This window comes from Streptomyces sp. L7 (assembly GCF_050990935.1).
Lineage (GTDB): Bacteria > Actinomycetota > Actinomycetes > Actinomycetales > Microbacteriaceae > Leifsonia.
On record NZ_CP194644.1, the window covers coordinates 1,114,504 to 1,127,346 of the forward strand.

The window sequence follows — 12,843 nt, forward strand, 5'->3', positions numbered from 1 at the left end:
GGAGGAGCAGACCCGCGAACACGCTCTCAGGCTATCACCCGCGCTGGGGCCAGGCCGCAAGCGCACCGGGGCTCAGGACCGTCCGGTTCCCGGCCGCACGACGAGCACCGTGACGTTGTCGTGCCCGCCGGCGGCGATCGCGGCCTCAACGAGCACCGCGGCCGGGTCGGCCGGGTCGCCGGCGAGGATGTCCGCGATGGTCTCGTCGCCCAGCTCCCGGGTGAGGCCGTCCGAACAGACCAGGAAGGTCCGGGAGTCGTCCGGGGCGAGCAGTTCGCTGTCGGTGTCGACGAAGTCCTCCGCCCCGAGCGCACGGGTGATCACGTTGCGCTCCGGGTGCACGGCCGCCTGCTGGGGGGTGATGAGCCCGGCGTCGACCAGCTCCTGGACCGCCGAGTGGTCGACGGTCAGCCGGCGGAGCTCTCGGCCGTCCCAGGAGTACACGCGGGAGTCGCCGACATTGACGACCATCCACTCCTCCGCCGCCCGCTCCGGCACACGCACCCGCACCACGCCGGTCAGCGTGGTGCCGGCGACGGCCGCGCCGGTCTCCTCCGCGTCGGACAGCGCGCGCACGGCCGCGTTCGCCTCGTCGATCGCGGTGATGACCTCCTCCGGCGTCGGCGTCGCCCCGGCCGGAAGGGTGCGGGCGAGGCTGTCGACCGCCGTCCGGCTCGCAGCGTCGCCGCGTGCGTGGCCCCCATTCCGTCCGCGACCACGAAGACCGGGTCCTGGGCGAGGTAGCTGTCCTCGTTGATCTGCCGGACCGCTCCGGTGTCGCTTCTGGCACTCACCTCGACGCGGGAAGTCATGTGCGTGGGTCCTCCGGGGATGTCGCGGCCGGGGCGGCCTCTGCGGTCGTCGTCGCCGGGTCGTCATCCCCGTGGATGGCGCGTTCGACGGTGGTGCCGCTCAGGTGCAGCCTCACCAGACTAGCGACGGTCGCGACCGCCATTGCACCCACGATCACCCCGAGCGAGGTCCAGGTGCTGATGTCGGGCGCCCACTCGATGTGCTGGCCGCCGTTGACGAACGGCAGGGTGTTCTCGTGCATGGCGTGGAAGACCAGCTTGACGCCGATGAAGGCGAGGATGAACGCGATCCCGTACTTGAGGTAGACGAGCTTCTCCAGCAGGTGCCCGAGCAGGAAGTAAAGCTGGCGCAACCCCATCAGGGCGAAGACGTTCGCGGTGAACACGATGAACGCGCTCTGCGTGATGCCGAAGATCGCCGGGATGGAGTCGAGCGCGAACAGCAGGTCGGTCGTCCCGAGCGCCAGGAAGACGATGATCAGCGGCGTGAACATCCGCCGGCCGTTCACGGTCGTGCGCAGCCTGTTGCCCTCGTACTGGTCGGAGACCTTGAGCCGGCGCCGCGCGAAGCGGATGAGCCGGCTGTCCTGCGCGCCCTCGTCGTCGTGCTTCCCGAACGCCTGGTTGAACGCCGTCCAGAGCAGGAACGCGCCGAACAGGTAGAAGATCGCGCTGAAGCTGGCGATGAGACCGGCGCCGAGCAGGATGAACAGGCCGCGGAAGATCAGCGCCAGAATGATGCCCACCATGAGCACCTCCTGCTGGTACTTCCTGGGCACCGCGAACCGCCCCATGATGATCACGAACACGAACAGGTTGTCGATGCTCAGGCTGTACTCGGTGAGCCAGCCGGCGAGGAACTGCCCGGCGTGCTCGGCGTCGCCGATCAGCAGCATGAGCAGTGCGAAGACGAGCGCGAGGCCGACGTAGAAGGCCACCCACAGCGCGGACTCCCGGGGGCTCGGGATGTGCGGGCGCCTGTAGACGATCAGGAGGTCGAAGGCGAGGATGAGCAGCAGGACGACGAAGCTGCCGACCTCGAACCAGAGCGGGAGCGCGAGTTCCAACGGAAGACCTTTCGAAGGGTAGGCGGGATGGACCCGAAAGTCTCTCCCGCACATCCGTGCCGCTGCGCCCGGGCCCGACCGGACCGTGATGACGTGCGCAGCGCGAGGCCGTCCGGCCTCTTCGGGATACTCCCCTTCGCGAGCACCTAGTCTAGCGGGTCGGCGGGTCGGTGCGCCCCGTTACCGCTGCGCGAGGAGCCCCGCCTGCCGCTCGTGAACGCCGGCCACCCAGTCGTAGACGGCGTCCGGGCCGAGCCGCGGGTCGTCCTCCGGCTGCTCGCCGGCGCGGAGCGCGAGCAGATAGGCGCGGTCGAGCCCGATCCGCTCGCGAAGGCCATCCGCTCCCGTGACGGAGCCGTGACCGGGGACGACCGTGCCGACGCCGTCCGCGATGCTCTCGATGAGCGTCAGGGCGGCGAGGTAGTCCTCGACCGGGTCGTCCGCACTGTGGTCGAGCAGCGGCACCAGCACGTCCGACAGGAGGTCGCCGGCGACGAGGATGCCGCGCTCCTCGATCAGCAGCGCCGCGTGGCCGGCCGCGTGGGCGCGGTGCTCGATCACGCGCACGCGCGGGCCGTCCCACGGGATCCACTCGGCGCCGTCCGGGAGGGCGGTGAGCTCGCCGAAGAGGGTGAGCGGCACGCGGTCGGCGATGTCGGCCGGGATCATCGGGGCGACCCACTCCCGCCACGCCTCGTTCGCGAGGAAGGCCTCGATGGCGCCGGCGGCATGCGCCGTCGCGAAACGGGGCGGCGTGCCGAACGCGGGATGCCAGAGCACGTGATCCCAGTGCGGGTGGGTGGCGAACCCGGCGGCGACCGGCGTGCCGGACGCACGGAGCTCGGCGGCGATGCCGCTCAGCTCCCCGTCCAGGATGCCCGGATCGACCAGCAGCACGCCGGTGTCCCCGTCGACCACGACGGTGTTGGTCTGACAGAACTCGCTCTGGTGGACGCGCACGCCCTCGGCGACCGGATTCAGCATGGTGGCGACGGTAGCAGAGTGGGAAAGCATAATCGGGACGGCTTTGGCCTCACGCCGAGATGGCTATCGGTGCGGGGACCGGCCGGACGAGTGTGATCTCGGCGATCCCGATTCCTGATTGCGGAACAACCTCTAGCCGCTCGTCGCCGTTCAGGAAGCGCGCCGGTCGGAGGGTGCCGCCCTCCGGGATGAGCTCACGCACCTCGTCGATTTCCACAAGCCCGTTCTCCGAGTCGAAATCGAAAAGGGCCCCCTGCCCCGCGACGACGAACCGGTCCGGTCCGGTTCGGATGACGATGCCGAACGGGCGCGAGTCGGCGGGGACGGGGATGGCGCCGGGAAGCGTCTCGGACGCCGTTGCCTCGGGCTCGGGGAGTTGCACTCCCACGTCGAGGAGCATCCTGGCGAAAATCGCTGGCCCGTTCCGTACGGTGACGGTGATGTCGCCGAAATCGTGCCCCTCGGACTGCTCGTCCGCGTCGAGCGCGAATCCCCAGACGCCCGCGCTGTCACGATGGGCGGTGATCAGATCCCACAACGCGAGGAGGCTGCGCGCGGCCCGGAAGAACAACGCGCCGTCGCGGCCGTCCTCCAGTCCGAAGGTGCAGTAGCCGATCGCGTTCAGGGCTCCGACAGCCACGAACAGGTCGCCGGCGGAGAACCGCGACTCGGGAACGAACAGAGGGTTGGAACGCTGGGCGTAGGCCTCGAGCACCGCGCGAGTGTCGTCGATGTAGATATCCGGCGACAGCCAGTCGAGCGACGGCGCGGCATCCTGCCAAAGCCCGAGCATCCGGGCGGTCGGCCCTCCGCTCGGATACTGACCGGGCCGGTCCTGGCCGGGCTGCGGCCCGAGCCATGCATTGGTGTAGAACGGGACGCGCGTCACCGGACGTGCCGACATGGCGAGCCGTTCGACGTATTCGGCGAACGCCCATGCCATGAACGTCTCGTCGATGTCGTCCTGCGACCCCGCGAGCGAGGCCCACGTCGCACCGTGCGCTACATCAGCGAGAGCAGCAGCGACGCCGGCGGGCAGCGCTTCAGGTTCCTCGTGCGCCAGAGCGATCAGCCGAGCGGGAACAGGACCAGCCCACGCCGCCGCTGCGGGCTCAGAATGATCTCGGGAAGAACCGAGCAGCCCAATCTCGTTCTCGACCTGGATCATGATCACCGTGCCTGCGTCGTCGACCATGGCAAGATGCTGCACGAACGCCGTGAACGCCCGCGCATCCGCGGCGGCGAGGTCCGGCGAGAAGACCGAGAGCACGGGCTTCGCCGTGGCGCCGTCGTAGCTGAACGGCGTGGGCAGCGGATCCTGCTGCGGGACAGCGCGCGGGAATCTGCCCGTGTCGGCCCTGACCCAACTCGGTGCGTAGGTGGAGAGCGCGTTCTTGAATGCACCGAACCAAATAACTCCTAGCCGCAGACCGGCGTCGCGCGCGTACCGGAGCAACTCGTCGACGATCTCGAACGAGAATTCGCCCTCCGCACGCTCCACTTCGGACCAGGCAACGGAGACCAGCACCGTGTTGATTCCCGTGCGCGCCAGCCGACCCCACTCGGTGGCCAGAAAGGCGGCGTCCGACGAGCTCGAATTGTGTACCTCCCCACCGATGGCGAGAAAAGGGCGTCCATCGACGACCAACGATGTTGTCATGCCTGCTCCGTCCGCGTGGTCCAATTATGGACTACTTTTACACGAAATCGACATAAGTTGCGGGAGTCAGCCGACAGGACCGAAGAGTGACAAACGATAGGGAGCGAACGGAAGAAGAGCCAGGGCGACGGAAGCCGAGCGTGCAGAAATCAGCGGGGCTCTGCTCGATGTCGCCCCGTGGCCAGGTTCCGGTTCGCGCCATCAACTGGCGACGAAGAAAAGCCCGCTTCCCCTGAAAATGAAGGGAAGCGGGCTGTGGTGACCCCAGCGGGATTTGAACCCGCGTTACCGCCGTGAGAGGGCGAAGGGTCCGAGGGGAATTTCGGCAAATACGCCCGCGATCCCAGTAAATCAGCGGGATCCGCGATCACCGTAAATCATGCAGATGACCTGAATCCTCGTGCAGTTGTTGCCATTTTGTTGCCACAAAAGCCAGGCGTGCCGCGCGGGCCGGTGGCGTCCCTTGGGGTGGTGTAGTTCTTGGGCTTGAGTGTCACGTCGTTGACGCAGTGAGCCATCGTGCGATGGTCAGTGAGAACTGTCTAGGAATCTCACGGAAGGACACAACGCACGATGGCTCTTGACCAGTCTGCCCTCCTCGAGCTGCTCGGGGAACTCAAACTCACCGATGTCAGCGACCGGATTAGGGTCGCGACCGAAACCCTGTACCAAGAATTGATCGACGCGGAAGCTGTCGCGTTCATCGGCGCCGCCCCGTTCGAACGCACCAGCGATCGGGTGGCCCAGCGCAACGGCACCCGACCCCGGGCTCTGACCACGACCGCCGGCGAGTTGGAGTTGAAGATCCCCAAGCTGCGGCAAGGCTCCTTCTTCCCGTCGCTGTTGGAGCGGCGCCGCCGGGTCGATCAAGCGCTGTTCGCGGTGGTGATGGAGGCTTATGTTCACGGGGTCTCGACCCGGAAGGTCGATGATCTGGTCAAGGCGCTCGGCGCCGGCACCGGGATCTCCAAATCGGAGGTGTCCCGGATCTGCGCGAACCTGGACGAGGACGTCGCGGCGTTCCGCGACCGGCCGCTGACGGACACGACCTACCCGTATGTGTTCCTGGATGCCACCTACTGCAAGGCCCGCGTCGGCCGCCGGGTGGTGTCCCAAGCGGTCGTGGTCGCGGTCGGTGTCGCCGCCGACGGGCGCCGGGAGGTCCTCGGGTTCGAGGTCGGCGAGACGGAGTCGCAACCGTTCTGGACCAGCTTCCTGCGCTCCCTGAAAGCGCGCGGGCTGGGTGGGGTGAAGTTGGTGATCTCCGACGCCCACACCGGTCTGATCGCCGCCATCCAAACGGTGTTCGCCGGCGCGGCCTGGCAGCGCTGCCGCGTTCACTTCATGCGCAACGTCCTCGCCAACGTCCCGAAGACGGCCGGTCCCATGGTTGCCTCGATCATCCGCACGATCTTCGCCCAACCCGACACCGAGCATGTGATCGCCCAGTTCGGCGAGGTCACCCGGATGCTAGCCCGCTCGCATCCCAAGGTCGCGGACATGCTCGAGGACGCCCGCGATGACCTCCTCGCCTTCACCGGGTTCCCGGTCGCGCACTGGCGGCAGATCTGGTCCACGAACCCGCTGGAGCGGGTCAACAAGGAGATCAAACGCCGCACCGACGTCGTCGGCACCTTCCCCAACCCGGCCGCGCTGCTGCGCCTGGCCGGGCACGTCCTGATCGAGCAACACGACGAATGGGACGGCGCCGACCGCCGCTACTTCAGCGAACACTCCATGAAGCTCCTGGACGTTCAAACCGAGGAGGTGGCAATCCCCGAACTCACTGCGGCATAATCACCAACAGCTGATCCCGCACGGTGTCGAGAAACTCCACCACACAACGGGACGCCACCCGCGGGCCAGACCCCTGAAATCGCCTGATAGATCCGACTTCCCCACAGCTAATCGTTTGCTTCCTGATCGTCCGGGTCAAGGGCGCTGCGCGTCGCTTCGCGATGCAGCGAAGCTGCACCCTTGACGCGGATGCTCAGGGAGCAAGGCTGCTATGTGCGGGATGTCGGAGGAACAGCGGTCTCGGAAAGACTCGACTACTGGCTCACAGTACCGAGCTGGAATCACTTGCGACTCGCTCCGGAACAATTGCCGGCGTGTCCCAGAAAAACGGAAGATCCCGCATCACGACCACGCTGTCTAGAACGGCTGCCCCTTGAGGGAGCTCATCAAAGAACGACGATTGAACGCTGATCACCCTTCCCGGTTCCACCGCCCAGTCGGTCGACGTCAACTTGAGTGGCTCCACTCCCCTGCCGTCCCTGCAGGGTGACCAACCGACTGCGCCGTGTTCGTGGAATGAGGAGGCATCTTCGACGGTCGGAAACAGGGAGCTGTTCCACGGGCCACCGAGTGCCACATCGACGGCCACGTGAGTTCCGGGTGCCGACATGGTCACCCGGAACCGCGATGCCGTCTCGTCGAGCTTGAATCGCGCAAGTTTTTGAACTCCGGGAAAGAGCCGGCCGCCGCCGAGCACAGGTAGCAGCGATGAGCTGTGACGTTCCACGATGTACACCCCGCTTCGCGTGACGCCGCCTTCGTCCCACTCAACAGCACTCCGATGAGCGACGTTCTCGGTCCGGAACCCCAATCGAGGGCGTATCCAACCGGGCCGAACCGACTGAAGCCCGATCATGCAGACACCCGCGACAGCGCTGCCATCGACGATCTGCGGACGGAACGGTTCCGGGATCAGAGTCTGGGCCACCTCCGGCTTCACTCGGTAGCTGATGAGAAGACGGCGCCGAACCTGCGCTCGAAGAGTCCTGAACCCGCTCATGCGGTCGCGCCCTTCGCATTGCGTGCCGACGGGCCCGTCCTCTTTCGCACTTCGCGCATCACAATCTGCTCCGGGCACACCGTCGAAAGGAAATCCCCGACCGACAGCGCCAACCGGTCCCCGACAAGGGAATACAGGATCCGATTCCCGTCACGACGTTCGCTCACGAGGCCCGCGTTTCGAAGCACCCCGAGATGGCGAGAAATGGTGGGGCCGGATGCACTGAATTTCGCAGCGATCTCTCCGGCCGCGAGCTCCCCACCCTTGAGGTCTTGGAGAATCTGCCGGCGCGTGGGGTGCGCTAGTGCTTCGAAGATGTCGCTGACACTGTCTTGCATGATTCGCATTCTAGCATCCTTGCTAAATAGCTACAAAGCCCATAGCTTGTCTCCGAGAGCTTGTTCGTAAGGAGACATCAAACATGAAGATCGCCATCACCGGCGGCGCCGGCTTCGTGGGAAGACACTTGGCCGAGCGCTACGACCCGTCGAAGACGGTCGTGGTGTCCCGACGAACGGGCGTCGACATCGACGATGTTGATGCTCTGGCCACGGCATTCGCGGGCTGCGATGTCGTTGCTCACTGCGCCGGAATCAACCGCCAAATCGGCACGCAGACCTACCAGAAGGTGCACATCGACGGCACGCGAGCGGTAGTCGAAGCCGCTCAGCGAGCGGGCGTGAAGCGCATCCTGATGCTGAGCTTCTTGCGGGCACGCCCGAATTGCGGGTCTCCGTACCACGAGTCGAAATGGGCGGCGGAAGAACTCATCCGCCAGTCAGGCCTCGACTACACCATCCTCAAGGCCGGCATGATTTACGGCCACGGCGACCACCTGGTCGATCATGTCAGCCGCTCGGTTCAGACCGTGCCGCTTTTCGCGACAGTTGGACTCCATGAGAAGCCGATCCGCCCCGTCCCCATCACCGAAATGGTCGACGTCCTAGTCGCGGCGGCGGACGGCGAACTTCCCTACTCCACGGTCGCGGTTGTCGGCGGCGAAGAACTCATGCTCAGTGAGGTCGTTCATCGAATCGCGGGCATCGTCGGCCGACGCGTCCTCGTCGTCCCTGCACCGGTGTGGACGATACGCGTCCTCGCTCAGATAACAGAGTGGACCATGAAGGTTCCGTTGATCGCCAAAGCTCAGGCCCGAATGTTGGCCGAGGGTGTCTCTGAGGCTGCACCGCCAACTGACGAGCTGCCCGAGTCGCTCCGCCCACGTCTCCCATTCTCGACAGCGCAAATCGAATCAGCACTCCCCGAACGTGGAGGGTTCGGGTTAAGCGACCTACGCATGGCGCGCTGAGAACCGTGGGTACAAGCGGGATCAAGCCATCGCACCCCTCAACCAGGGAGTCGCCGCGGCCGACCAGATGCGAACGCGAAGGCCGAGGGCCCAACGGAGGAACCAAGGCCAAGGAACCAATAAGAGACCAAGCCGAGAAACACCAACCAGAGAATGACCCAAGAGCAAGAAACAAGGGAGATGGAAGGCCGAAGAGGAGAACCAAGAGCAAAGCAACGAGGAGCAATGCACGTAGGCACTTTAAGTGGGGCCCTTCGGCGCGCAGTGAATGACAGGGGTCGCGTGTAAACCTGGTTGCATGGCAAATCATGGCAGTTCGAGCAAGGGCAGGCAGCGTGAAGCGTCCTACGCACGACAACGCCAAGCACACGATGTCGCCGCCATCCGACGCGCTGAAGACCGCGAACAGCAGGCCGCACAGCGGCACGCCGCCGACGCGATGCTGAAGCTTCAAGCCGAATGGGGCACGCGCGTCGACGCCCTCAAAAAACTCACCGAACTTTCGCGGACCATCGATCGACTCCGTCTGGTTCAACAGGAAGCACTCGTCGAGCGCGACGAGTTGATAGCGCAGCTTCGCGAGGTCGGCGAGAGCTGGAATTCGCTCGCGAGTAGGACAGGCCTGAGCCGACAAGCGCTCAACAAACGGGTGCAGCGCGGATCGACCGAGTTGCAAGGGACAAGCGCTAGTCGCGTTGAGTCGCCGACCTGAGCGCGACACTTCCCGCGACAACATCGTCGATATCGCTCAGGACTCGGGTGTTCGGGCCAGTACCCTGCGGTGAAGCGAATCCGAATCGGAGTGACTTGGTGGATGACGCGAGACTGACGCAAGCGGAGCGTGCAGAAATCAGCGGGGCTTTGCTCGATGTCGCCCGCCATGGTCGGACCTTGATGACGGCGATCATGTTGACGGACCCGTGGCCAGGTTCGCCGGCGCGCGCCCTATTCGATGACCCAATCAACACTCACCCGGGCTGGCACGGGACGAGCGTCACGCACGTTGCAATGCAGACAATCCAGATCGCCGTCCTAGCCGGGTTCGACCACCTCGCTGGCATGGCCGCCCTGCTACGCGGCAACAAGCCCGCCGCCGCGTCGCTTTCCACGCTCACCCGTGGGGGCCTGGAAGTGCTCAGCCGACCGCACTGGCTATTGAAGAACTCGGACGCTAGGTCTCTGGCTGTCGCCACCGCGTGTCTGAGTTTCGCGGAACTGGGCTACTCCGAGCGGTACGAGCAGTCGATCGCGGGCGTGTCGGGCGATAGGGTCACCGCGAAGGAGTTCCGACAACAGATCACGGCATGGGCGCTAAGAGAACGCGCCGAAATGTATACGCCTCCGAAGTTCGCCGCGATGACGTCGGCTCTGATAAACGACGTGATCCCCGCCGAGATCCAAGGTGCCCATGGGGACGCGACCTATGGTGACCTCTACTACTCGCAGCTATCGGCCGTAGCCCACGGTCAGAGCTTCGCGATCGCGATGTTCGCTCAGGTCGACGTGCCTGAGAACCCCGCCGACGTCTCCCCGGAAGACATCAGCCTCCAAGTGCCGAGGGAGTTGGCTCTGGACGATGCGCAGACGATGCTTCGCTGCACGGTCCACGTCACGGCTCAACTGGCTCATCTCGCATGGCCACCCACGGCTGTGAACGACCGGTGGCGCGCCGCCTGCGACCGTTCGTTGGCGCGATTCGCTGCCCTCGAAGGGGCGCCGCCGTGGGAGTATCCGACCTTCGACTGAACGCCGGACAGGTGCCGATGGAGATGGCGCGGTGAGGGAGCCGCCGCCCACATCATTCGCACGTGGGTTGGGTGCTGCTCACCCAAGACGGGGTGATCTACCGAGCCGGTGTCGGTGGATCGGTGCATTCTTCGCAGGGGGTGTGCCATGGGAAGCATCGAGGCGTACGAGACAACCAAAGGCCGGCGGTATCGGGTGCTTTACCGACGACCCGACCACCTGCAGACGTCGAAGCGTGGGTTCCGGACCAAGTTCGACGCCCAGATCTTCTTGGCATCGGTCGAGGTGGACAAGGCCACCGGGCGTTACGTCGATCCCGCCAAGAGCCGTACAACCGTTGCGAGCTGGATGAGCCGATGGCTCGCGACGAGGCCCGACCTTCGAGCGACAACGCGAACCCGCGTTGAGGGAATCATCGCGAATTACATCGAACCAGAGTTGGGACGCATCCCGATTGGCAACCTGAACCGGCTGCGAGTCCAGGAGTGGGCTGCCGGATTGCCCGGGTCCCCCGAGACGATCCGCAAAATCGTAAACGTACTCAGCGGGGCACTGCAGCTCGCTGTGGATGACGGACGGCTTCCAGCCAACCCAGCAGTCAAGCTCAAACTCCCGAAGCGCGTACGGGCCATCAAGCGCTATCTCACCCACGATCAGGTCGCTGCGCTTGCTCAGGCCGTCGGAGATCGCTCAAAGGGCTCCCAGTATGGCTACGACATTCTCGTCCTCACACTCGCCTACTGCGGGCTGCGCTGGGGCGAGCTTGCAGGGCTCCGGGTGCGAGACATCGACTTCGCGCGGAAGCGGCTCACGGTCCAGCAGACGGTCGTGGCCGACAAGGGCTACCAGCGCATCGAGCCGCCCAAGGACTACGAGCACCGCTCGATCCCCATTCCTGCATTTCTGGTCGACGCGCTCAGATCGCAGACCAGAGGCCGTAGCGGCGACGATCCGGTTTTCTACGGCAGTCGAACGAAGATCTGGCTACGGAATCACACGTTCCGCAACGGCTGGTTTGATCCCGCAGCGGCCGCGATCGGGCTCGAGGCGCTAACGCCTCACGAGCTGCGACATACTGCAGCGAGCCTTGCTGTGTCGGCCGGCGCCAACGTCAAAGCCGTGCAGCGAATGCTCGGCCACGCGTCGGCCAGCATCACCCTCGATGTCTACGCCGACCTCTTCGAGGATGACCTAGACGCCGTTGCCATCGCGCTGGATGACGCAGCTATGAAATCGAATGTTGCCAAAGTGTTGCCACGAAGCCGATCCGCGACATCACCGGGCGCGTAAGAAAAATGCCCGCTTCCCTTGAAAATCAAGGGAAGCGGGCGATTGTGACCCCAGCGGGATTTGAACCCGCGTTACCGCCGTGAGAGGGCGACGTCCTAGGCCGCTAGACGATGGGGCCGTCTTTGCAACTCATCGATAATGCCACAGAACGGTGTCTTCCTCCAAAACGGCGCCGTCACCCCGGGAGTGTCGCGCGGCCGTCAGACCAGGACGCGGAGCGCGCCGGGGACGACCGAGACCTCGACGGGGAGCGGGCCGATCCGCTCGCCGTCGGCGTACGCGACGACGCCCTCGGCCTCGATCCGCACCGTGCTGAGGCTGCGGAAGGAGACCTCGGGCAGGTCGGTGTGCTCGCCGCGGAACACCTTCGGGAACAGCCGGAGGAAACGCGGCCTCGACATCTTCGTCACCACGAACAGTTCGAAGCGGCCGTCGGCGAGATCCGCGTGCGGGACGATGCGCATGCCGCCGCCCAGCGAGCGGTTGTTGGCGACCGAGACGAGCATCGCCTCGGTGGCGATCTGCTCGCCGTCGGCGACGATGCGGTACGGGCGGGGGTGCAGGACCGCCAGCTCGCGCAGCAGCGCGAAGACGTAGCGGCTGCGGCCTCGTGGACGCGTCATCTGGTTGGCGCGCTCGTTCACCGTAGCGTCGAACCCCGCAGAGAGCACGCAGCCGAACCAGGTGCTGAGCTCGCCGTGCTGCTCGCCGTGCCGGATGAGCCCGGCGTCGATCGTGCGCGGCGGGTGTCCCAGCGCCTCCAGGAGCTGGTCGATGGCCGCGTCGGCGTCGTCGGTGGGGATGCCGAGACCGTCGGCGAGGTCGTTGCCCGTGCCGGTCGGCACGATCCCGAGCGGGATCTCCGTCTGCGCGACGATGTTGATCCCCAGGTTCGCCATGCCGTCTCCCCCGACGACGACGAGGGCGTCGGCGCCGGCTTCCACGGCGCGGGTCGTCTCCCGGCGGAGCAGCTCGATGTTGGCCTCGTCCACCGCGATCACGGTGTGCCCGGCGGCACGCAGCCGTTCGACGACGCGCGGCCCGACCTCACGGCGCCGCCCGAACGACGCCATCGGGTTGACCGCGACGACCACGGTCCGAGGGATGACAGGCATAGTCCACGACTATGGCATAGCCGCCGTCCCCCGCAGCGCGACACGACCGGAACGCAGCGCGAC

At 65.7% G+C, this 12,843-nt stretch carries 12 protein-coding genes and 1 tRNA gene; 5 read left to right on the plus strand and 8 right to left on the minus strand.

Going from position 1 to position 12,843, the window contains the following annotated elements:
- Positions 1-72: 72 nt before the first annotated feature.
- The 4 genes from ACR5MH_RS05595 to ACR5MH_RS05610 all read right to left on the minus strand — a co-directional run bounded on the left by ACR5MH_RS05595 (position 73) and on the right by ACR5MH_RS05610 (position 4,547).
- Entirely contained in the window at positions 73-576 is a 504-nt protein-coding gene (locus tag ACR5MH_RS05595) for a PP2C family protein-serine/threonine phosphatase (protein ID WP_433862390.1), read from the minus strand.
- A 232-nt stretch (positions 577-808) separates the two neighbouring features.
- Positions 809-1,879: a TerC family protein gene (locus tag ACR5MH_RS05600; protein ID WP_431346249.1), complete on the minus strand. Its 1,071-nt coding sequence runs from the start codon at positions 1,877-1,879 to the stop codon at positions 809-811.
- 180 nt (positions 1,880-2,059) lie between these two features.
- A complete protein-coding gene (locus tag ACR5MH_RS05605) occupies positions 2,060-2,863 on the minus strand; it encodes an MBL fold metallo-hydrolase (protein ID WP_431346248.1) in 804 nt (267 codons plus the stop codon).
- Positions 2,864-2,912: 49 nt separating this feature from the next.
- Entirely contained in the window at positions 2,913-4,547 is a 1,635-nt protein-coding gene (locus ACR5MH_RS05610; RefSeq protein WP_431346247.1) for a DUF5597 domain-containing protein, read from the minus strand.
- A gap of 549 nt (positions 4,548-5,096) precedes the next feature.
- On the opposite strand from ACR5MH_RS05610, the gene ACR5MH_RS05615 reads away from it, so the two are divergent.
- Positions 5,097-6,320 (plus strand): IS256 family transposase, encoded by a 1,224-nt coding sequence (locus ACR5MH_RS05615; protein WP_431346085.1) that lies wholly within the window; start codon positions 5,097-5,099, stop codon positions 6,318-6,320.
- A 262-nt stretch (positions 6,321-6,582) separates the two neighbouring features.
- On the opposite strand, the gene ACR5MH_RS05620 is transcribed toward ACR5MH_RS05615, so the two are convergent.
- Together ACR5MH_RS05620 and ACR5MH_RS05625 are read right to left on the minus strand one after the other, a co-directional pair.
- On the minus strand, positions 6,583-7,320 hold the full coding sequence (locus ACR5MH_RS05620; RefSeq protein WP_431346246.1) for a DUF2071 domain-containing protein: 738 nt from the start codon (positions 7,318-7,320) through the stop codon (positions 6,583-6,585).
- Positions 7,317-7,658 (minus strand): metalloregulator ArsR/SmtB family transcription factor, encoded by a 342-nt coding sequence (locus tag ACR5MH_RS05625; protein ID WP_431346245.1) that lies wholly within the window; start codon positions 7,656-7,658, stop codon positions 7,317-7,319. The genes ACR5MH_RS05620 and ACR5MH_RS05625 overlap by 4 nt, the downstream gene beginning before the upstream one ends.
- 83 nt (positions 7,659-7,741) lie before the next feature.
- Here ACR5MH_RS05625 and ACR5MH_RS05630 point away from each other — a divergent pair, with 83 nt between their 5' ends.
- The 4 genes from ACR5MH_RS05630 to ACR5MH_RS05645 all read left to right on the plus strand — a co-directional run bounded on the left by ACR5MH_RS05630 (position 7,742) and on the right by ACR5MH_RS05645 (position 11,665).
- On the plus strand, positions 7,742-8,629 hold the full coding sequence (locus tag ACR5MH_RS05630) for an NAD(P)H-binding protein (protein ID WP_431346244.1): 888 nt from the start codon (positions 7,742-7,744) through the stop codon (positions 8,627-8,629).
- A gap of 298 nt (positions 8,630-8,927) precedes the next feature.
- Positions 8,928-9,341, plus strand: coding sequence for a hypothetical protein (locus ACR5MH_RS05635; RefSeq protein ID WP_431346243.1), 414 nt, complete (start codon positions 8,928-8,930; stop codon positions 9,339-9,341).
- Between the two features lie 98 nt (positions 9,342-9,439).
- Complete coding sequence (locus ACR5MH_RS05640; RefSeq protein ID WP_431346242.1) at positions 9,440-10,375, plus strand: hypothetical protein; 936 nt, start codon at positions 9,440-9,442, stop codon at positions 10,373-10,375.
- A gap of 147 nt (positions 10,376-10,522) precedes the next feature.
- Positions 10,523-11,665, plus strand: a complete 1,143-nt coding sequence (locus ACR5MH_RS05645; RefSeq protein ID WP_431346241.1) for a tyrosine-type recombinase/integrase — start codon at positions 10,523-10,525, stop codon at positions 11,663-11,665.
- A gap of 45 nt (positions 11,666-11,710) precedes the next feature.
- On the opposite strand, the gene ACR5MH_RS05650 is transcribed toward ACR5MH_RS05645, so the two are convergent.
- Both ACR5MH_RS05650 and ACR5MH_RS05655 read right to left on the minus strand, forming a co-directional pair.
- Positions 11,711-11,783: transfer RNA gene (locus ACR5MH_RS05650), tRNA-Glu, on the minus strand.
- A gap of 82 nt (positions 11,784-11,865) precedes the next feature.
- On the minus strand, positions 11,866-12,780 hold the full coding sequence (locus tag ACR5MH_RS05655) for a diacylglycerol kinase family protein (protein ID WP_431346240.1): 915 nt from the start codon (positions 12,778-12,780) through the stop codon (positions 11,866-11,868).
- Positions 12,781-12,843 lie beyond the last annotated feature (63 nt).